18 protein-coding genes and 1 pseudogene are annotated in these 20,462 nt (G+C 68.6%); 5 read left to right on the top strand and 14 right to left on the bottom strand.

Features of this window, described 5'->3' with window-relative positions; all coding sequences use genetic code 11:
* The first annotated feature begins 2 nt into the window (after positions 1-2).
* Positions 3-443, top strand: coding sequence for a DDE-type integrase/transposase/recombinase (locus tag ACIRPX_RS29580; RefSeq protein WP_404200875.1), 441 nt, complete (start codon positions 3-5; stop codon positions 441-443).
* On the opposite strand, the gene ACIRPX_RS29575 is transcribed toward ACIRPX_RS29580, so the two are convergent.
* The 4 genes from ACIRPX_RS29575 to ACIRPX_RS29560 form a co-directional block, all read right to left on the bottom strand.
* Positions 411-2,510: a recombinase family protein gene (locus ACIRPX_RS29575; RefSeq protein WP_404200873.1), complete on the bottom strand. Its 2,100-nt coding sequence runs from the start codon at positions 2,508-2,510 to the stop codon at positions 411-413. The genes ACIRPX_RS29580 and ACIRPX_RS29575 overlap by 33 nt on opposite strands.
* Before the next feature lie 94 nt (positions 2,511-2,604).
* Positions 2,605-2,859, bottom strand: coding sequence for a hypothetical protein (locus tag ACIRPX_RS29570; protein WP_404200871.1), 255 nt, complete (start codon positions 2,857-2,859; stop codon positions 2,605-2,607).
* Positions 2,860-2,875: 16 nt separating this feature from the next.
* Positions 2,876-3,370 carry a helix-turn-helix domain-containing protein gene (locus ACIRPX_RS29565; RefSeq protein ID WP_404200869.1) on the bottom strand — a complete coding sequence of 165 codons (495 nt, stop codon included), beginning with the start codon at positions 3,368-3,370 and terminating at the stop codon, positions 2,876-2,878.
* 174 nt (positions 3,371-3,544) lie between these two features.
* A complete protein-coding gene (locus ACIRPX_RS29560) occupies positions 3,545-3,814 on the bottom strand; it encodes a DUF5372 family protein (RefSeq protein ID WP_404200867.1) in 270 nt (89 codons plus the stop codon).
* Here ACIRPX_RS29560 and ACIRPX_RS29555 point away from each other — a divergent pair.
* Entirely contained in the window at positions 3,797-5,248 is a 1,452-nt protein-coding gene (locus ACIRPX_RS29555; RefSeq protein WP_404200865.1) for an IS4 family transposase, read from the top strand. The two genes, ACIRPX_RS29560 and ACIRPX_RS29555, sit on opposite strands and share 18 nt — an antisense overlap.
* A gap of 249 nt (positions 5,249-5,497) precedes the next feature.
* Here ACIRPX_RS29555 and ACIRPX_RS29550 read toward each other — a convergent pair whose 3' ends face one another.
* Genes ACIRPX_RS29550 through ACIRPX_RS29535 form a run of 4 tightly spaced genes read right to left on the bottom strand, consistent with a single transcriptional unit; the run spans position 5,498 to position 9,318 of the window.
* The gene (locus ACIRPX_RS29550) at positions 5,498-6,103 is read right to left on the bottom strand and encodes a GTP-binding protein (protein ID WP_404200863.1); all 606 of its coding nucleotides are present in this window, start codon (positions 6,101-6,103) and stop codon (positions 5,498-5,500) included.
* The gene (locus ACIRPX_RS29545) at positions 6,084-6,479 is read right to left on the bottom strand and encodes a DUF742 domain-containing protein (protein WP_404200861.1); all 396 of its coding nucleotides are present in this window, start codon (positions 6,477-6,479) and stop codon (positions 6,084-6,086) included. Before ACIRPX_RS29545 ends, ACIRPX_RS29550 begins: the two co-directional genes overlap by 20 nt.
* The gene (locus tag ACIRPX_RS29540) at positions 6,476-6,910 is read right to left on the bottom strand and encodes a roadblock/LC7 domain-containing protein (protein WP_404200859.1); all 435 of its coding nucleotides are present in this window, start codon (positions 6,908-6,910) and stop codon (positions 6,476-6,478) included. Before ACIRPX_RS29540 ends, ACIRPX_RS29545 begins: the two co-directional genes overlap by 4 nt.
* 2 nt (positions 6,911-6,912) lie before the next feature.
* Positions 6,913-9,318 (bottom strand): nitrate- and nitrite sensing domain-containing protein, encoded by a 2,406-nt coding sequence (locus ACIRPX_RS29535; RefSeq protein ID WP_404200857.1) that lies wholly within the window; start codon positions 9,316-9,318, stop codon positions 6,913-6,915.
* A 1,506-nt stretch (positions 9,319-10,824) separates the two neighbouring features.
* Between ACIRPX_RS29535 and ACIRPX_RS29530 the strand changes: the two genes are divergently transcribed.
* Positions 10,825-11,982 carry an MBL fold metallo-hydrolase gene (locus ACIRPX_RS29530; protein ID WP_404200855.1) on the top strand — a complete coding sequence of 386 codons (1,158 nt, stop codon included), beginning with the start codon at positions 10,825-10,827 and terminating at the stop codon, positions 11,980-11,982.
* Between the two features lie 169 nt (positions 11,983-12,151).
* Here ACIRPX_RS29530 and ACIRPX_RS29525 read toward each other — a convergent pair whose 3' ends face one another.
* The 5 genes from ACIRPX_RS29525 to ACIRPX_RS29505 all read right to left on the bottom strand — a co-directional run bounded on the left by ACIRPX_RS29525 (position 12,152) and on the right by ACIRPX_RS29505 (position 17,844).
* Positions 12,152-13,078, bottom strand: coding sequence for a LacI family DNA-binding transcriptional regulator (locus ACIRPX_RS29525; RefSeq protein WP_404200976.1), 927 nt, complete (start codon positions 13,076-13,078; stop codon positions 12,152-12,154).
* 177 nt (positions 13,079-13,255) lie between these two features.
* Positions 13,256-14,287, bottom strand: a complete 1,032-nt coding sequence (locus ACIRPX_RS29520; RefSeq protein ID WP_404200853.1) for a chorismate-binding protein — start codon at positions 14,285-14,287, stop codon at positions 13,256-13,258.
* Between the two features lie 46 nt (positions 14,288-14,333).
* Positions 14,334-14,939 carry a GTP cyclohydrolase I FolE gene (gene folE / locus ACIRPX_RS29515; protein WP_404200851.1) on the bottom strand — a complete coding sequence of 202 codons (606 nt, stop codon included), beginning with the start codon at positions 14,937-14,939 and terminating at the stop codon, positions 14,334-14,336.
* A gap of 150 nt (positions 14,940-15,089) precedes the next feature.
* Positions 15,090-16,436 (bottom strand): aminomethyl transferase family protein, encoded by a 1,347-nt coding sequence (locus tag ACIRPX_RS29510; protein ID WP_404200849.1) that lies wholly within the window; start codon positions 16,434-16,436, stop codon positions 15,090-15,092.
* A 781-nt stretch (positions 16,437-17,217) separates the two neighbouring features.
* Positions 17,218-17,844, bottom strand: a complete 627-nt coding sequence (locus ACIRPX_RS29505; protein WP_404200847.1) for a TetR/AcrR family transcriptional regulator — start codon at positions 17,842-17,844, stop codon at positions 17,218-17,220.
* A 556-nt stretch (positions 17,845-18,400) separates the two neighbouring features.
* Between ACIRPX_RS29505 and ACIRPX_RS29500 the strand changes: the two are divergent.
* Both ACIRPX_RS29500 and ACIRPX_RS29495 read left to right on the top strand, forming a co-directional pair.
* Positions 18,401-19,344 (top strand): annotated as a pseudogene (locus ACIRPX_RS29500) (MFS transporter); the annotation flags it as partial.
* 130 nt (positions 19,345-19,474) lie between these two features.
* On the top strand, positions 19,475-19,666 hold the full coding sequence (locus ACIRPX_RS29495) for an Lrp/AsnC ligand binding domain-containing protein (protein ID WP_404200974.1): 192 nt from the start codon (positions 19,475-19,477) through the stop codon (positions 19,664-19,666).
* A gap of 197 nt (positions 19,667-19,863) precedes the next feature.
* Here the strand turns inward: ACIRPX_RS29495 and ACIRPX_RS29490 are convergent, their stop codons facing one another.
* Entirely contained in the window at positions 19,864-20,268 is a 405-nt protein-coding gene (locus ACIRPX_RS29490) for a cupin domain-containing protein (protein WP_404200845.1), read from the bottom strand.
* Positions 20,269-20,462 lie beyond the last annotated feature (194 nt).

Here is a 20,462-nt window from a genome sequence, read left to right as displayed (position 1 = left end):
TCGTGGGGATCACTCGCCGCCGGCGGCGGGGCCTGACCCGGCAGGCGAAGCGGGCGGTGTTCGCGCGCGACCTGATCGGCCGGGACTTCACCGCGTCCCGGCCCGGGATGCGGCTCGTCGGCGACATGACTGAACTCCTCACGCTGGAAGGGAAGTTGTACCTGGCGACCTGTATCGATCTCGCGACGCGGGAGGTGGTCGGCTGGGCGATGGCCGACCACCATCGTGCTGAGCTGCCGGTCGCCGCCTTGCGGATGGCGGCCGGGCGTGGCGGTCTGGAGCAGGGTTGCGTCATGCATACGGATCGCGGCAGCGAGTACACGAGTGACGAATTCCGCAGCGAAATACGCAAGTTGCGCATGAGGCAGTCGATGGGCCGTGTCGGCTCTTGTTACGATAAACCGTTGTCATCACACTGCGCTCCTTTGCGATTGTGCGGATAGAGCTGCTTCGCGGGCTGCGATGCGGTCGCTGATCTTGATGCCCTGGGCGACCTCGGGAGTCGGGTGGTCGGGGCCGGGCGGGTGGAAGAGGTAGCAGTTCTTGTCGTTGTAGGCGATGCCCTCGATGAGCCCGGTCCGCCGCCAGATCTTCACGGTGTTCTCGCTGACGCCGATCGCGTCGGCGTACTCGGCGAACGTCAGTAGCCCTCGGCTGCGCAGGCGGTCGTAGCGGTGGACGAGGCCGTAGCTGTCGCGGATGTCGCGGACGAGCAGTTCGGTGAAGGGCTGGCCCTTGCCGCTGGTCAGTCCGCGTTCGTTGAGGACCGCCGCGGCCTGCCGGTGGGTGTGGTGATCGAGCAACTCGTCGATGAGGGCGACAGTGTCGGGTTGGGTCTGCCAGGACTTGCCGCCGGAGAGCGGGATCGGGATGGTCAGCGTGTGGTGCTGGCCGCCGTTCAGCCGCACCTGCGCGGTGATCTCGGTGGTGCGGGTCAAGGTGACGTCGGTGATGAGCAGGCGGGCGATGCGTTTGCGTTCCCGCATCGGGGTGGCCGGGTCGGACCAGAGGGACTGGACGTCGGCGGCGAGGGTGGTCAGCCGGTCCCGGACGGCCCTGTCCACCGGGGCGGCTTCGGCCTTGGCCCGTTCGTATGTCTCCTTCGCCGTGGCGATCTCGCGCAGGGCGTGGTTCCAGTCGGCTTTCAGGGCGTCGGCGACGAGCCGGTTGTCGGGGTCGACGGCGAGATAGCGGCGCCGGGCCAGGTCCGCGCGGTGCTGGGCTCGCTGGACGTGGGTGGCCCGCAGCCGGTCGGCCTCGGCGGCCCGGGCGGTGATCTGATCGCTGACCTTCAGCGCGGCGTCGATCGCGAGCGGGGTGAGGGTGGCGAGGAGCAGGCGGGTGACGGCCTGGTCGATGCTCTTGCCGGGCAGGCGTTCGCAGATGCGGGTGCCGTCCTGGATCGCGGCGGTCATGCACCGGTAGTCGGGGAAGATCTCGTTTCTGTACTGGCGGTAGCCGACCGTCATACGGCGCCCGCACTTTCCGCAGATCACCATGCCCTGCAGCAGGGCCGGGCCCTCGCGCGGCGGTCCGGCCTTGCGGTCCTCTCCCTGGCTGGCGGCGTTACCGGCCAGCGTGAGGCCGTTGGACTCCCATTGCTCGAGCGTCACATAGCCCTCGTGGTGATCAGGGATCAGGACCGTCCACTGCTCGCGCGGCACCTCGGCCCAGGCGGCCTTGCCCTGAGGGGTGGTCATTCCGCGTCGGCGTCCGTAGACGAACGCCCCGGCGAAACAGGGGTTGTGCAGCAGCGAGAGCACCCGCCAGTGCTTCAGCGGCCCCCAGACCAGTTCGCCCTTGTGTTCGCCGGTGCGGATCCGGGCGGGGAAGGTCAGCTTGTCGGCGGCGAAGGCGATGACGACCTGGCGGGCCGAGCCGGTCGTCTCGAAGAGGTCGAAGACCCGCTGGACGGCCGCCCGCACCGCGGTGTCGGGGTCCTTGACCACATGGTCGGCAGTGTCATAGACATAGCCGACCGGCAGCGCCTGCTTCAGCTCCCCTCGCCGGGCCTTGGACAGCTGTCCGCCTCGCAACCTGGCCTTGAGCACGTGGAGTTCGGCCTCGGACATAGTGCCCTTCAGGCCCAGGACGAGGCGGTCGTTGAAGGAGCGGGGATCGTAGAGACCGTCCTCGTCCAGGATCAGGGTGCCGGACAGACCGCAAATCTCCAGCAGCCGATGCCAGTCGGTATTGTTCCGCGCCAGGCGCGAGACCTCCAGACCGAGCACGATGCCCGCCCGCCCCAGCGAGACCTCCGAGACCAGACGCTGGAAGCCGTCCCGGCCCATCGCCGAGGCACCCGACTGCCCCTGATCCGAATCGATCACGGTGATCTGGGACTCGTCCCAGCCCAGCGCGACGGCACGGCCGCGAAGCGCGTACTGCCGGGCGGTCGACTCGGTGTTGTTCACGACCTGCTTCAGCGAGGACTGCCGCACATACAGATAGGCGCCCCGGCGAAGATGATCAGCCGTGACCTTGCCTGCCCCGGACGGCTCTGCACTCATGACGCACTCCCTGACGGGCCCGATACTCCCGGTGACGGTGACGGTGACGGTGACGGTGACGGTGACGGTGACGGTGACGGTGACGGTGACGGGTTCAGGGCGGCTGGAGCCGTCCGAGGACCAGGCCGGCCAGGACGTGCACGAGCTGATCGGCGGCCTCGCCCTCCACGGCAACAGCCTGAACAGGCATTTCATCTGTTGCCCGGGGCGGCGGGACGAGGGCGGCCACGGCCTTGCTCCAGGCGGCCATGCCCGAGCGGACCAGCACCGCCCAGCCGTGCCGCCATCCCGCTCCGCGCCCTTCGAAGACCGCGGCCCGCAACTCTTCGTATCGGTCCGCGGCGCCCATGTCGGCCGGGAGTGGATCAGCCGCGGGCGCGTATGTTCTCCTCCTGGCTGCGAGCCTCGCGCCTGCGGGCCAGCGCCCGCTCGATGGACCGCGGATGCACCACCACGCCGAATTCCTCGGCCACCGCCGCGGCCAGCGCGGGCGCCTTGAGTCCCGGCTCGGCCCGCAGCAGCGTCTCGACGTGCGTCATCACCGGTTCGGTCAGCTTCCGTGGCCCCTTCGGTCCCGGCTTGCCCGGCACCAGCCCGGCCGGGCCCCGCGCGTCGAGCGCGGCGGCGATCGCATAGAAGCTCTGCCGGCAGAATCCGAACATCCGCGTCGCCTGGGACACGGGCATGTTGTCGACCCGCACCCGGCGCACCATCTCGTACTTGACCTGCACCAGATCGTGCGGGTCCAAGAAGACCGACGCCGTGAACGCCGCGTCGGCCACCGCCTCGGGGCGTGGGTTCAGCGTCCGGGACTCCCACAGCACACGGAGTTTCTCCGCGTTGCCCGCCACTGCGGCCATGGCCGCCTCCCCTCTCGAACCCTGTCCCCAGGATTCGGGCGCACCCGACCACCGGCAAGACCTTTCCCCGCACACGCAGGAGCACAAGCAGCAGGTCAGCGCAGAGACTGCTCCACCGCGCGCCCCCGAGCGCTCCAGCAAGCGCCCGCACCAGCGGCACGAACCCCGCGACGCTCACGGCACGATCTCCCCGACACCGGGCTCCGGTCCCCGCAGCCGGTCGACGAGCGCGGCGAGTTCGAGGAGATCCTGAGTACGGAACGGGCAACGCCCCTCGGCCGCCACCACGAACGCGTCCACCGGAGCCTCCGACGTCCATTCCGTCGGGATCCTGGACCGGCCACCGACCTCGTCGAAGTAATAGACCCGATCCCCTCGCCAGCACTGCCGACGCTCGATGAACTCCAGTTCCTGCCCGAACAGCGGGTGGAAGGGGTGCGTCACCCGCACCCGACCTCCGTCTCCAGAGTCGGGAACACCAGCAGTCGACGGATCACGCCAGCTCATGATGTGTACGCTCCCGGCCACCTGGGAGAGTTGACACAGGTCATCGACCCGCACCTGGTTGACGCCGTCCTCGAGGAGACAGGCTCGCGTGAGCGGCGCGTGCGGTTGCTGCCTGCGCGGGTGGTGGTGTACTTCGTGCTCGCTCTCGCCTTCTTCGAGCGCTCGTCCTACCAGGCGGTATGGAGCAAACTCGGGGCGGGACTGCACGGGATCGCGGTGGCGCGGCCGTGCGCCTCCTCATTGTCGCGAGCCCGGCGCCGACTGGGCAGCGCTCCGCTGCGCCGCCTGTTCGAGATCCTGGCGGGTCCGGTGGCCGCCCGGGCACGGTCCGGCTCCTTCTATCGCGGTCTGCGGGCGGTCGCGGTGGACGGCACCACTTTGAGCATCCCCGACGAGGAGGCGGTGACCTGGCGCTTCCCCAAGCACGGTGGTCAGGTGCTCGAATTCGGCTACCCCCTGCTGCGCCTGGTGGCACTGGTCGAGTGCGGCACCCGCGCCCTGCTCGGCGCGGCCTTCGGCCCGGACACCACCGGCGAACTCGGCTACGCGCGTCGCCTGCTGTCCCATCTGGACGCCTCAATGGTGCTGCTGGCCGACGCCTACTACGACGCATACGACTTCCTGGAGGCAGTGACCGGCACCGGCGCATCCTTCCTGCTGCGCTCGACCCGCAAGCGGCGCCCGACGGTGCGCCGCCCGCTGCCGGACGGCTCCTACCTGACCACCGTCTGCGCCGGGAGATACCAGGCCGGGCGCGGTTACGGGCGGCTCGAGGTACGGATCATCGAAGCCTGGATGACCATCGAGCTGGCCGACGGCACCTGCCGCACCGAGCTGTGGCGGCTGATGACCAGCCTCCTGGACTCCGAGAGCTACCCCGCCCGCGAGCTGATCACGTTGTATCACCGCAGGTGGCAGGCAGAGACCTGCTATTTCTCGTTGAAGTCGACCGTCCTCGACGGACGGGTGCTGCGCTCACGGACAGTCCCCGAGCTCGAGCAGGAGGTCTATGCCCTGCTGACGGTCTACCAGGCGCTGGTGCGAACCGCCGACGACCTGGTTACGGCCCAGCCGGGCCTGTCGGCGGAGCGCGTCAGCCTGATCGTGCTGCTCAACGCCGCCGCTGACCAGATCGTGGCCGTCGGCGGCATCGTCCCGGCCGGTCCGGTGGGCCTCGTCGGGGCGATCGGTCGTGTCGCCCTGGCTGGCCTCCTGCCGAAGGGCCGACGCCGGCGGCTGAAGGCCCGAGTCCGCAAGCGCAACAGCAAGTACACGTTCACTACCGGCAAGCACCCCAGAAGAGCCCAGGCATACGCCCTTCACTTCGAGATGATCAAGGAAGGCGGTCTTGACGCCACCAACAGTGGCTAAACGCAACGGTGTTGCACGACGAGGGACGTCATCCGCAGGTGCTGACGTAGCTCATGCCATCCCTCAGAGCTTCTGCATTCGCGGAGGTCCCGGTGCCCTGCACACCTCGCCCGACGAAAGGCGCAGAGGCACCCCTTACTCTCGTCGTCGAGAGCTACGACCCGGGCCCGGCGCCCTCGCGGCCATTGGGACGGTCCGCGCGGGGACAGGGGCACTGCGGCCACACCGGAGGCGGTCCACCAGACCGTGTCATCTGCGGTAGTCCGCCGACATGACCGCCATGAGATGTTCGACGAGGGCGAGCAGCAGGTCCCGGCCGGCTTCCTTCCTCCTCATGTCGCCCATCACCAGAGGTACTTCGGGACCAAGAGTCAGAGCACCACGAATCTCCTGCTCGCTGCGGTCCATATGACCGTGGAAGCAGTTGACCCCGATGACGAAGGGGATGCCGCGGCTCTCGAAGAAGTCGATGGACGCGAAACTGGTTTCAAGGCGCCGGGTGTCAGTCAGCACAATGGCGCCGAGGGCGCCCTGTACCAGGTCGTTCCACATGAACCAGAACCGCTCCTGGCCCGGTGTCCCGAACAAGTAGACCACCAGCTGGGGATTCACGGTGATACGGCCGAAGTCCATCGCCACGGTGGTGGTCGACTTCTCCTCCACCCCGCCCATGTCGTCGACGCCTTCGCTCGCGACGGTCAGGTACTCCTCCGTGTGTAGCGGCGTTACCTCGCTGACCGCCCCGACCAGGGTCGTCTTACCCACGCCGAAGCCACCGGCCACAAGGATCTTGACGGCCGCGGGCGGCGTGCTCACAGGCACACCGCCGGTTGGCTCAGAGTCTGCGAAGACCATCTCTCACCGCTCGTAGAAGGTTCATGTTCGATTCGCTTCCCACCGCCATGGCGATCGGTGGCCGGGTCGTGACCTGGCCACGGGCGACCAGGTCGTCGATGAGAATCTTCGTCACCGACACCGGAAGGTTCAGTTCGGCGGAGACCTCCGCCACCGCCGCCGAGCCGCGGCACTGCCGCAGGATCACGAGATGCTCGGGCTGCAGGCCCCGGGCGGCTGCCCGGCCCGGTGGAGGGTCCACGGTTGTGACGATGGTGATCAGGGTGAGGTCGTCGCGGGACGGCGCCGTCCGGCCCTGAGTGATCGTGTACGGCCGTACAGAGAGTTCCGCCGGGTCACCCCCGTCGGCATCCAGGTCGTCCGTCCAGTGGCTCACTCACGTACACCGCCCTCAAGGCTCACCGATCCGACTCGGGCCTCGGTGCCCAGACGGCGGCCCACTTGCTGCATGAGCGTGTGCATGGCCACGGCCAGCACCTCGGCCTCGACCTCTTGGGATGCCACGACGGCCAAGTGTGTGCCCTGGCCCGCGGCGGAGATGAACAGCCACAGGTCGGCCATCTCGACGATGACCTGCTGCACAGGACCCCCGTTGAACAGCTTCCCGGCACCGCGGGCCAGGCTCTGCTGGCCCGTGGCCACCGCGGCCAGGCGCTCGGCGTCCCTGCGTGCGATGGAGCGGGACTGGCTCACCACCAGCCCGTCGTCCGACAGCACGATCGCGTGCTGCGTGCCGGGAACCTGTTCGACCAGGCCATCCAGCAACCAATCGAGGTCCTGATGCGTGGCGGTCGTTCGCTGTGTCATGGTCAATCTTCCGTAGAGGTCCGTCTGCGATGCGGCAGGATCTCGGTACGATCCCGATCTCCGGCTCGGTGGTCTGCTGTGCCAACACGATCGGTGGAGGTGCCACGGTCAGCCGTGGCCGAGTGGCTGGCGACGGCTCCCTGGCGAGCGATCCTGGACTGACGCTGGAAGGCTCCGATCGTCGCGCCCGAACGGGTCGGCCCACCCCTGTGGGCCGGCGGTGACCACTGCTCGGCCGCAGCGGGCCGGACGTCCGCGTCGGGGTCGCGCAGTTCATCGGCGAGGCTGGCCATGCGTACCCGCTTGGGCAGCGGCTCGGTGCTGGGAAGGCCGGGTTCCGGCCTGTCGGTGCGGCGGGGGGCCGGACCGGGCCGCTCGTGCGTGTGTCGTACGCCGGTCGGGGCTTCTCTGCCGGAACCCGGGCTCATCGCGAAGGCACCGGTGTGCGGGGCGGCCACGGGCGCAGGATCGGGCACGGGCTGCACCACCTGGTCCGGGGGTGCGAATCGGTGGGAGGAGACGCCGCCATGCGCGGGAACCGTCTCGGCCACGGCCTCGTCGAGGATGAAGTCCTCGGGAATGAGGACAACCACCCGGGTGCCACCGAACGACGAGGGCCTGAGTTCCACCTTGATGTCGAGGCCCTGCGCCAGCCGTGCCACCACGTACAGGCCCAGCCGGACGTCCTCGGCCCGCGACATGACGTCCATGCGGGGCGGATCGGCCATCAGCCGATTCGCCTCCTCGTACTCCTCGGGCGCCATTCCCATGCCGCGGTCCTCGATCTCCACGGCGAGGCCGTGCCCCACCCTGGACGCGTACACCTCCACGGGAGTCGGCGGCTTCGAGAATGCCACGGCGTTCTCCATCAGCTCGGCCAGCACATGGACCACCAGGCCCACGACCCGTTCCGCCAGCCAGACCCGACTCGCCACTTCGATCTGGACGCGCCGGTAGTCCTGGACCTCACTCTGCGCCGAGCGCAGCACGTCCACGATCAGCACCGGCTTGCGCCAGCGCCGCTGCGGCTGCCCTCCGCCCAAAATGACCAGGTTCTCCTCGTACCGCCGCAGCCGGGCGGTCAGGTGGTCGAGGTCGAACAGCCCCTCCAGCACCTCGGGGTCTTCGTGCCGACGTTCGAGTTCGTTGAGCTTCTTCATCTGAAGCCCGATCAGCAACTGCGTCCTGCGGGCGATGCGCTGCAGCAGCTTCTCGAAGCCGCGGAACTGCCCCACCTGGGAAATCGTGGTGTCCAGCGCGCTGCGCCGGGCGAGGTTGAGGGCCTGCCCCAACTGCCCGAGTTCATCGCCGCTGTGCTGGATCGGCGGCAGTTCGGCGTCGGGGTCGACCGCCTCGCCCTGCCGCATACGTTCCACCACGTCCGGCATCCGCGTCTGCAGATCCAGTGCCGCCTGACGCAGGGCGAAGATCCGCCGCCGCAGCATGCGTGTGAGCAGTGTGCTGATCAGGACCACCAGCAGGACGGCTGCCGCGTCCAGGGCGCTGGTGGTGATCAGCTTCATCTCCATCGTGCGCAGTTCGTCCGCGACGGACGCGTTGATGGTGACCCAGTACGCCTGGTTGAACTTCTGCAGCGAGGGGGCGATCTCACTGATGCCACCGCTCCACTTCTTGGCGAGCGTGGCGGACATGGCGCCGTCGGAGGACGCCGATCCGTGCAGTACGTCCTGCTCGCCTGCGCTCTTCTGTTTCCAGGCGCTGCCTGCCATCAGTTCCCGGTAGCGCGCCACCTGGTCGGAGGGCATGTTGGGCAGGACCTTGCTGTCGTAGATGAACCGTTGGGAGCCCACCAGTTCGGCCAGTTGACCGCGCTCGTCGGAGGACAACCGCCCCGTCACGCCGGCCCGTGTGACGATCGCGTTCTCACGCGCGATCATCTCCATGCCCCAGATGGCGTCGTTGGCCGGCCGGATGCGGTAGTCGATGTCGGCCATGCCGAGGTAGCTCATGGTGGAAAAGAGCTTGAGGTCGGCCGCGATGAGCCCGGTGTAGGCGTCGTACGTCTGCTGTTGAGAGGAGGTCTTCCGGTCGACGGCCTCCCGGTAGCTCTCCAGCTTCCCCAGGCTCTTGATCACCCGAGTCACATCACGGTCGAGATCGGCAGGACCGTCCCACCCGCTGCTGGGCAGTTCCTCGACCTCGTCCGCCACCGCGTCGGTACGCTCACGCTGCTTCGCCAACTGCGTGCGATACCTGCCGGGATCCGCCAGTGCCGCGCCGCTGAGCCGCCGTTCTTCCTGAAGGCTGTACCAGACCTGCGCGACCTTGACCGAGGACTGCTGCGCCGAGTCGCTGCGCTGCTTCTGCTGTCGCCAGTCGGCGTACAACTGCGCGGACGTCGTCGACCACAGCGCCACGAGCGCCACACAGGGCACCAGCGCCAGCACCAACAAGGCTGTGCGGAGCGATAGTTGCCGACTTCCCCCACCGTACGTACGAGCCTGTCTTTTCGTCGCGCGTGCATGCACAGCCACGGATATCCCCAGCGCGCTCGGAGTGACGGACGCGTTACGGTCCGTTCGATGGGGCGAGATGATACTACTTACGCGGATTATGTAAATATGTGCGTAGAAGATCGATCTAGTGCTTGACCGATCATCACCTTACAGTCGCCAGGGCCGCTCGGATACTCACTGCGGGGTAGTTTCACGAAGTAAGAGCCGCCGGATCTGCCGCGGCGGTACGCGCCCCGTACCGGCGCCCAGCCGCCCGGGTCGTAAGTCAACGTCTAATACTCCAGCAGTACTTCTGCGTTTTCGCAGGTCAGGGTCACCTCCGGAAGCCCGTCAAACTGATGCAGCGTCAGTTGACGGAAGCCCCGCGTCTCCCTCACCTGGCATGATGCCGACATGCTGTCACCGGCCCCGCATGCTGTCGGCGACGACCCCCCGCGAAGTACTGCTGGAGCAGTAAGGGTGGGCCTCCCGCTCACTTCATTCGCGGCGCGTAGCAGCCGTTCGCTGCAGTGCCGTGGTCGACCCGGCGCGGACTGGAGATGCAGGAGCTCTCCCGTACGACCTGACGGCTCACCCGTGCGGTCTCGCCGCCCCTGGCAGCCAGGTTGAGCCACGGAAACCACCGGCCCCATCACCCTGACTTCCGCCGGGCGGCGGAAGTCGTTCGTGGTTGCAACGGCCTCAGCGCCGCGCCGACAGTTGCCGCCAGGCACCGGCGACCGTCCCACCGGAACAACGGGCAGTGGTCGAGTCGGCCCGGCAGACAGTGGATCTCTCCAAGACCGCATGGCCGCCCCACCGAGTCGGCTGCGCCGAAGTCTGTCCGAGCTCGAAGCGCATCAGATCCCTCATGCCCGGCCAGGCGAGGAAGTCCAAGGGTGACGCCCCCTTGAGACGGTCTTGTGCAGGGACGGCCAGTCACCGAGTTCCTCTGGTGGACGATGCGCGCCGGAGCACCGCCCGGCGTCGGTCGCTACCTGGTCACATAGACGCCCGCTCCACGATCTGACCGCTCCGCAGTCTCCGCCGCCGAAGAACTGCGCGGCCGACCCACGAGTGGTGTCACCCATGCGGCTTGTCCCACGTCTGGAACCCGTAAGCGCCACCAGCCCGTCCGGGGTGGGAAAACCGAAGGAGCTGCCCCCGCCTCGGCCAACGGCCAGAAGCCAGGGGCAAGTTCGAACACGGCGTCACCCTCATGCACGGGCGGCCTGTCTCACAGCCGGGCGTGATCGCGGCCCAGGCACAGGCAACCGTTTCGGCATCTTAGATTGCGTCCCGCGCACTACCCATCCTCCAAGGACGCTGGGCAGCATGCCGCGCAACGACTGCGGCTGCAGCAAGGCGGTGCGAGGACGAACGGCGAGTCGACCCCGCGGTGTGCCGTTTCTGCTCGCCCACACAACGTCCTGCGCAACTCAGAGGAGTCACCCCATCATGTGCGGAGCCAACGAGAACGAGCAATCCGCCCCAGGCATTCCGGCCTCCTCACCGGGGGGCCAGTCGCAGCACACGTCCCGCCGGGCGCTGCTGGGTGCCGTGACGGCATCGGCCCTGGCCGTCACACCGCTGATCGGAGCTTCACAGACCGCGGCCGCGACATCTTCGAGCGGTTCCGGCACCGGCCTGGCGCTGACGTTGCTGGGTACGAACGGTGGGCCGCCGCCGCTGGCGAACCGGTACGGCATCTCCTCCGCTCTGGTCGTCAACGGCCGTACCTACGTGGTCGATTGCGGCCGTGGAGCACTCACCCAGTACCTGCGCGCCGACCTGTCGCTGCCGTCGCTGGCCGGGATCTTCCTGACCCACCTGCACTCCGACCACATCGTCGACTACTTCGCCTTCCCGCTGCTGGCCGCGGGAGCGGCCGGCGCCCAGGGCTTCCAAAAGCCCATCGACGTGTACGGCCCCGGACCGGCCGGGATCGCCTCCACCGTGACCGGCGCCCCCGGCCCCCTACCGGGCACCGTCGAGATGACCAAGCTGGCCGGACAGGCCTACGCTGCCTCCCCCACCTTCTTCATGACCGAGCACGCCGGCATCGACCCGGCCACCCTGCTCAACGTCCACGACGTCCTCCCCCCGACCACCGCCGGCGCCTCCGCGACACACACCGCACCAGCCATGCAGCCCTTCACCGTCATGGAGAACGACGACGTCAAGGTCACCGCCATCCTGGTGCCGCACGGCGCGGTGTTCCCCGCCTACGCCTACCGCTTCGACACCGACTACGGCAGCGTCGTCTTCTCCGGCGACACCGCCCCCTCCCCCAACATCATCGCCCTGGCCCGGAACGCGGACGTCCTGGTCCACGAAGCGCTCTACCCCGCAGGCCTGGCGGGCCTCGGCCTGCCCCAGACCCTCATCGACCACATCCTGACCACCCACACCGACGTGGCAAAGCTCGGCGAGATCGCCGCCGAATCGGACGCACGCACCCTGGTCGCCACCCACCTCGGCCCCGGAGACACCGCCGTCGTCCCCGACACCACCTGGCGGCGCCTCCTGCGCACCAGCGCCCGCCACGCCGACTACCACGGCCACATGCTCCTGGGCACCGACCTACTGCACCTCCCCGTGCAGCGCCAGAGGTGAGCGGCCCCCTCACTTCCACTGCCCTATGGCCCCCCGGGTGGGTTCGATGGCGCAGGCGACTCGTCGGCCGCGGAGGTGGGGGTCGCCGCTGCTCTTCTCCGGCCCGGGCCACATCTGCGGCGCCGCCAAGTCGACCGGGATCCTTTTGGCCGACGTCCGGCGACGAGACTCACACGGACGCGCGGACCACGACTCGGCCGGCCACGGGCGCCAGTCCCCCACTGTCGATGCCCAACGCGTTGCGGGCGGCGATGCGGCCGAGGATCTCGGCATCGATGTGGATGGTGGTGAGCGCGGGTGTGGCCAGGGAGCCGTACTCGGCCTCGTCGAATCCGATCACGGCCACGTCCTCGGGCACCCGATGCCCGAGGTCTCGCAGGGCCACCAGGCTGCGCAGCGCGATGTCATCGTCGAAAGCGGCCAAAGCGGTCACGTCCTTGTGGGCCGTCAGGAACGCCTCGACGGCAGCGGCCCCGGCCTCCCGCGGCCGGGGCACGACGAAGCGCTCCAGGAGTGGAAGCCCGAGCCGGCGAGCCGCCTCCTGGGCAAAGGCAAGCCGGGTCTCGGTCAACGGGAAATCGTAGTCCGGCAGGGTCATCGCGATCCGGGTGTGCCCGCGCTCCGCGAGGTGACCGATCTGCAGCGCGGCGTTGGCGGCAAACCCGCTCTCCCAGTCCTCCTCGATAGGCTCGTGTCCCTGCATGTACACCTCTCCGAGCCGCAGCACCGCCCGCGGCGTGATGGTGTCGAGGACCTTCTGGGTCGCCTCCGGGATCGCGTGTCCGTGCCGGACCAGCAGGAGGTGGTCGTGCTCGGCGAGTTCCTCGTCCAGGCCGCGGACGTAGCTCCGGGAGAAGTTGCCCTCCATGCCCCAGTCGACGTTGAGCACCACGACGCGGGAGGACCCCTCGCGCAGGGCCCGGGCGATCCCGTGCACCACGTACCCCAGATCCTGCGCGGCTTCGAGGACCCGCTCCCGGGTCGCGACGGAGATCGTCTGCCGCGGATCGTCGTTGAGGACGAAACTCACCGTCGCCCGCGACACTCCGGACGCCTTGGCCACGTCGCTCAACGTCACCCGGCCGGAACGGCCCATCACGGGATCCCCCTCTTGTCGCACCACAGCATCCGGCTGCGTGAAGCGTTGTCCGATGCTTTGAACGTCTAAGTCTCGTGGTCCAGCCTACGTGACTAGATCGTTCAAGCTTTACAGGACTCTGCTCGGCACGGCGCACCACCATGGCCGAAGGACGCACGGCTACGCGGCATACGACTACGCGGCGTACGACTCTCCCGCCGACGCTATGGCCACCAATCGGCCTGCCTTCAGTTCGGTCTCCTGCCACTCCCCCTCCGGATCCGAGCCCCAGGTGATGCCGGCCCCCGTGCCGAACCTCAGGGCTTCTTCGGCCCGGTCGATCCAGAAGGTGCGGATGCCCACTGCCAGCTCGCCGCGCCCCCGGTCGGCGTCGACCCAGCCGATTCCACCGCAGTAGGGGCCGCGAGGGGCCGTTTCCAGGGCGTCGATGATGCGCAGGGCGCTCCGTTTCGGCGCCCCGGTCACCGAACCGGGCGGAAAGGTCGCCGCCAGCAGTTCGGGCCACCCCGCGCCATCGCGCAGCCGTCCCCGCACCGTGGACACGAGGTGGACGAGCCCTGGATGTTTCTCCACGACACACAGATCCGGCACGGTCACGGAGCCCGGATCGCAGACCCGCCCCAAGTCGTTGCGGACCAGGTCGACGATCATCACATTCTCGGCGTAATCCTTCTCCAGCAGCTCCGCCTCGGTGCGGGCGGTTCCCTTGATGGGACCCGACTGGACGTCTTTGCCGTCTCTGCGGAGGAAGAGCTCCGGCGAGGCGGAGGCCACCTCCACGCCCTGGCGGGGAATCCGGATGACGCCGGCGTACGGCGCCGGATTGTGCCGTCCGAGAAGGCCGGCCAGGGCGAGGACGTCGGCACCCGCACCGACCGGCGCCGACAGAATGCGGCACAGGTTCGCCTGGTAGACCTCGCCGGCCGCGATGTGTTCGCGGATGCGTGCCACGCCCGTGATGTAGGCACTCCGGTCCAGCGAGGTGGACCAGGTGCGGGCGCTCGGTCCGTGCCAGACGGCCGCAGGAACACCGCCGGCCGCGATCCGACGCACGTCGCGGAAGCGCGCGCACGTCAGACGGCCCTCGAAGTCGGCCGTGACGGCCCAGAATCCCTCGGCGTCCAGCGCCGAGGGATCGCTGGTGACGTCCATGAGCCCGGTGGCGAGATGCCCGCCGAGCAGTGCCAGTGGAGGAAGATCGTCCATTCTGATACGGCCCGGCCCCGCCGGAGCGGCCGGTTTCGACTTCATGTCAGCGTGCCAGAATCAGGCTCATCGCCTCCGCGCGCGTCGCTGGTCTGCGCAGCTGTCCACGTACGGCTGATGTCGTCGTCCGTGCACCGGGCTTGCGGATACCCCGTGCGGACATGCACATGTGCTCTGCCTCGACGACCACGATGGCGCCGCGGGCGTCGAGTATGCGCATCAGGGCGTCGGCGATCTGTCCGGTGAGCCGCTCCTGGACTTGAAGGCGGCGTGCGTACACCTCCACCAGCCGGGCCAGTTTGGACAGTCCGGTGACCCTGCCATGCGCGGCGGGGATGTAGCCGATGTGGGCGGTGCCACGAAACGGCAGAAGATGGTGCTCGCAGAGACTGACGATCTCTATGTCCTTGACCAGCACCATCTCGTCGTGGCTGAGTTCGAATGTCGTGGTCAGGACGTCTTCGGGCTCCTGCCGCAGCCCTGCCAGGAATTCCCGATAGGCCTGTGCCACGCGGGCCGGGGTCTCGCGCAGTCCTTCGCGGTCTGGGTCCTCGCCGACGGCGAGGAGCAGCTCCCGCACGGCGTTCTCGGCCCGCTGGGCGTCGAACTCGCCGGTGCGGGGGCCGATGAGGGGCATTACGAGGTCGGTCATGTGGGTCTCGTCTCTGCAGTCGAGTCCGCGACGCCGGACGGCGTGCCGCGTTACGTCGCGGACCCTTGTACGGCGGGGGCGGATCACCGGGGCGGCCGAGGCCATCCGCCTGGTGATTCCCCGCTGTTCACCGCGGCCGGGTAAAGGACGTCAGTGCTTGTCGCTGGCGAAGGGCCGGCGGGAGACAGTGGCGCGGATCGTCGTCTGGGAGTGGCGCTCGACGGTGGGGTTGGCGGAGCCGCCGTTCGGTTCGCCCCACACCAGCTCGACCTCCTGGCCGTAGGTGAGCTCGTCCTCGTCGATCATGCAGACGGAGATCCAGCCACGGACGTTGGAGGTGTAGCTGCACAGCGTCGACAGGCCGATGAGGTGGCCGTTGCGCTCGATGCGGTCGAACTGCGAGGCCGCGTAAAAGGCGGCGGGCATCTCGATGTGCTTGAAGCGCCGCTCACCCTGCTCGTACTGACTGGCGAAGACCCGGGCGACGTCATCGCGGTGCCAGGACAGCCATGCCTTCTTGCGGTGCTTCTGGCCGCGCATCGCCTCCAGGGCCTCACGGCCGATGAAGTCGTGGTCGAACTTGAGGATGTGGCCGTAACCGAGGTCCCAGGGGGTGACGTAGTAGTCCTCGACCCGGTCCGAGACGAAGCTGCCGCCGAGGGAGAGGTTGGCCTCGAAGCTCCTGGCGTTCACCCACTCCCGGTAGGGCTTCATCCTGTCGCCGGAGTAGACCGCGGGGACGGTGTTGGCGATCCAGCCGGATTCCGTCGCCACCGACGCGTAGGCGCGGCCGCCGACCTGTCGGACTCCGAAGGACGCACCGACTTCCAGGATGGTGTCGCGGACATCGTCGAGGTACTCGTAGGGGCCGAAGAACTCCAGGCCGGGGAAGCCGGACATCCGGTGGTTGAGGGCGGTGACCTCACGCTTTCCGATGTTGAACTTCCCCATCGAGAAGAACGGGATGTCGGGCATGGGGCCGCCGTTGACCTTCTCGAAGATGGCCGCCGCATGCGGGCCCTGGAGTTGGAGGCGGAAGAACTCGCGGCCGTCCGGGTTCTGCGCGGTGCGCTCGTCGCGGCGCAGCGTGACGTCGTACCCGCCGGTCTCGGCGTGGAACTGGACCCAGTTCAGAGCCGGCGGCCGTCCCACCAGACGCACCACGTTCTCGGCGAGGCAGAACAGGATGCAGTCGCCGACCATGTGGCCGTCGTAGTTGACGGCGATGAACTGCTTGGCCTTCATCGGCCCGAATCCGACGAAGGTGTTGGCGCCGACATCCGACAGCAGCCGGTAGCAGTCCGGGCCCTCGACCGTCAGATCGGTCATGTGGTGCGACAGGTCCATCAGGGCCGCCGTGTTACGCCACGACTCCTGCTCGTCACGCCAGTTGGTGAACTCGGCCCTGATCGGGAAGGGATACGCGCCGGAGCGGCCGCTGCGCATGAGAGCCAGCGGGCCTCCGCTCGCCTGGATCTGGTCTTCGAGGTGTGCCATCGGGTTCTCCATGTCGTCGCGCGGTGCGCTGGAAGAGCGGCAGGAGGCGGCGGCCGTCGCTGTGCGATTGGGTCGGCCGACAGAGCGCCCTGGTGTCGTGCATGGACTGGCGTGGAGGGGGTCCGGCTGCGGTCTCGCCGGTCCACGCGCGGGGCACGCCGACGGCGGGTGTCCGCGCCAGCGTGGTGAACCGTACGGTACGGTACGGTTCTTGGGGTCACAAGGCATCTGCGCCGACGCTGGGCGCCGGCTCGCCGAACCAGTGCCGTCGGCGGCGCTGTTTTCCGCCCTGACCTGCCCGGATACAGCTGCGTCTGCGTATCGCATGCTTACCTTGCGCTCCCGGAGGGGCTGCGCCCAAGGTCCCGGTCGGCGTCAGGGCGCTGCGCGAAGCCACGCCCTGCCCGCGAGGGATGCGTGGAGGGCCCGCGGGTGCCACGGCCCACCCGCCGGAAGGCGTTCGACGCGGGCCAAGTCGATCCGGGGCCCGGCAGCGGCAGTACTGCCGCTGCCGGGCCCGCAGCAGATCGGCCGGTTCCCTTTTCGGCAAGGCCGCGCCGCGCAAGGCCACCGGGGCAGCCGGTCGGCAGGTTCACCGGGCAATGTCCGGTATACGTCGGGCGGGTTGCGATCAGCGGGGGCTCGATCGTCCGCACACACGCCGCCGGTGAGGCACAGGCCGCTCGGTGTCATGCCCCGGCCGACGCCGCTTCGTGAACCGACCGCAGGAACCTCGCAGTCGGCCGCGAGAGGGCAGCCCCCAGGAGGACCTCAGCGCCGGTCAATCAGCGCGAGGGACGCCGACCCCGTGGAGAAAGACCCGCACCGCCTCGCGGATGGACGCGCGCACCTCTGCTTCCGTCAGCTTGCGCGGGGCATCGGTGAGCAGCCTCATCTGCGCATCGCCCAGCATGGCCTGGTACAGCTGCGCCGCTGCACGGGCCGGGTCCTCCACCTTGATCAGGCCGTCGTCGCGGGCTTGGCGCAGGCAGCGCCCGAGTACCGCATAGCCTGCGGCGGGCCCGTGCTCGAAGAACGCGTCGCCGATTCCCGGGATGCGTCCGGCCTCGGCGGTCACCAGACGGTGCAGGGCGATGGCCTGGGGGTTCAGGACAACCGAAGCGAAGTGCTCTCCGAGGGCCGTCAGGGTAGCGGGGAGGCTCTCGCCGCCCGGTGAGAAGGCGTGCAACGGGCCTGACCACTCATCGCACAGCGACTCCACTGCGGCGCGGAACAGCGCGCTCTTGTCGCAGAAGTACCGGTAGAGCGTTCCCTTCGACCCGCCCACCGCGGCCAGGACATCGTCCATGGAGACACCGCTGTAGCCGCGTACGATGAACAGCTCGCTGGCTGCCCGCACGATGAGTCGCCGCCGGTCCGTCGCGGTCAGTCTCCGCTCGCTTGCCATGTCCTGGATATTATGGGACCCCTGATCACCGGTTTCTTGCGGCTCGGACCGCATCGGCACACAGGGCCGGTCCGGCTGATGCTCGCCGGAGCGGCAGACACGCCGTTGGCAGCGCCAGCAGGGGCAATGGCCAATGGACGCGTGCTGTCCATCAACGGGCCAGGAGGGCTGGCGGCCTTGGGTGATCGGCGTGGCCGCCGCGGGCTTCGGCTTGCCGGACAACCGGTAACCATGCGCCTGCCTGGCACCGCTTCAGACCGACAGGAGTTCTCCCGCTGGCGGCCACCGGCTCCCGGGTTGTGGACCTCTCCTCTCCCCCTTCACCGCCCCGCGTGAGCGGGGCGGCAGGCGGCGGGATGTCGGTACTCCGCAGTCCGGTGGGTAGTTGCGTCGCTTCTCCGGCGTCTGAAGCCGGGGGCTGGTTTCACGGCGGTTCCTGTCCGGGAATGACGGCCTCAACCATCTGATCGCGGTGCCCCGCGCCGCAAGGGAGAGTCCTGTGAATGCCCCCTCCCAAGCGAAGCCGCCCATAGAACGACGAACGGCGACACTCGTGATGGCCTGTGTCGGCGTGTCCATCGCCTGTCTGCCGGTGACCACCGTGTCGGTGAGCCTGCCGGCGACCCAGCGGGCTCTGGACACATCGACGGCCGAACTGTCCTGGGGCTCGGACGCCTTCGTCCTGCCCATGGCCGCGCTGCTCCTGACCGCCCGCGTCTTTGGCGACGTCCACGGCCGCAAGAAGGTCTTCCAGGCCGGCCTCGCCTTCGCCGCCGTCGGCGCCGCGATCGCGCTGTGCTCGCAGTCCGTGCAGGTCCTGTGGTTGGGTCAGACGTTCGCCGGGCTGGGCACGGCGGCGCTGCTGCCCGCCACGCTGGCGCTGATCAGCCACGCGGTCCCGGATCCGCGCGAGCGCGGCAATTACGTCGGGTTGTGGGCCACCGCGCTCATGTCCGCCCTCGCCGTCGGACCGCGGATCGCCGGCGTCATCCTCGACCATGCCGCCTGGCGCTGGATCTATCTCCTGCCCATCCCTGCCTGCCTCGCCGCCATGATGCTGGCGGGCCGACTGGTGACCGACTCCCGTGCGCCGGGCGCCTGCACTGGCCCGGCCAGCTCACCGCTGCCCTCGCGATCACCGCGTTGGTGTAAGGCGTGATCGAGGGCGGCGCGGTCTCCTTCACCGAACCCCGTGTCGTCGTATCGCTCGTGGTGGCCGCGCTCAGTGCGGTGGCCTCCGTGGTGGTGGAGCGCCACAGCGCCGATCCCCTGCTGGACCTGTCTCTGTTTCGCAGCTGCCCCGCGTTCACCGCGACCACCCTCATCGCGACGATCACCTTCCTCGGGCTGATCGGCTTCTTCTTCGTCCTGAGCCTGTGCTTCGGCCTTGTGCAGCAACTGGACACCCTCGCCGGCGGCTACCGGCTGCTCATGGTCACCCTGATGGCGATCCTGGTGGGTATCCCGGCCGGACGTCCGATGCATCGGATCTCCGCACGGCGGTCCACGGGTGTCCTGTACTTCGACGTCCAGTACGACTACGCCCTCATGGGCCACGAGGTGGGATCCATGCTGTGGCTCACCGTCGCACCCCACGCCATAGCGGCAGCCGGACGGGCCTTGGCGGACCATCCCGAAGTGCAGTGCGCCTCGGGCCACCACCGGCCAGACCAACCTCGTCGCCTTCGCCCTCTTCCGCAGCCCCAAGCACGTCTACGCCTATCTCAACGACAAGATCGGCGCCCTGGACGGCATCCAGTCCGCGGAGACCGCCTTTGTTCTGCGTCAGGTCAAGCAGCTCACCTACGAGCCGGGCCGCTGACGCGAATTCCCCGACCTCCGATACGGAACGGAAGATGGCCACTCAGGTCGACCCACAATCCGACGGTGGCCGCACCCGCCGTCGGCAACGCAGCCGGGGGAAGGACCAGCGCGGTCTCAGCGCCCGCGCCCGGTCCAGATGGCGGCGATCGACGGCGCCGTCGCGTCGGTCTGCGATTCAGGCAGCCCTGCAGCTTTTCAGCCCATTTGGTCTTCGGTCGAGAGATGCTCCACCGTCCTGCCCGTCTCCGTGAACGTCCGTGTCACGTGCCCCGACGAGTAGACCCACAGGATGCGCAGGGGCCGGTCACCGATATTGCGGAACAGATGCGGAGTCGGGGAGGGGATATATGTGGTGTCGTACTGCTCCAGTTTCGTCACCACGCCATCCACCACCACCTCCGCCGCGCCGTCGAGGATCGTGACGTGCTCGTCGCAGTTGTGCGAGTGCAGGGGTGCGCCGGAGCCGACCGGATAGACGCTCATGCCGCTCGTGATCCGATTCTCCCCGCCTGCCGACGCCGTGGTGATGAGCGGCGTCGTTATCACGGAGCCACCCCGGTCGAGGAGGGGCACAGAATCGGCCTTGATGATCGTGGTCATCCGGGGTTCCTCTCGGATCTCGCGGCTCTCGTGGTACTGCGTCGTACGACGCTAGGTCGCCCGGCGGCGGGTGGCTGCCTCCTGGCGTGCAGTTTTACCTTGCATTCCGAGAGGGGTGAGCACACGGAACCCGCCGGTACCGTCGCTGGCATTGCGCGGTTGCAGGAGCCGTGCCGGACAAGAAGAGGCAGGTA

Origin of the sequence: Streptomyces sp. NPDC101225, from assembly GCF_044767585.1 — a bacterium.
GTDB lineage: Bacteria > Actinomycetota > Actinomycetes > Streptomycetales > Streptomycetaceae > Streptomyces.
The sequence above is the reverse complement of the archived record's forward strand: the minus strand, read 5'-3'. Positions and strand labels throughout refer to the sequence as shown.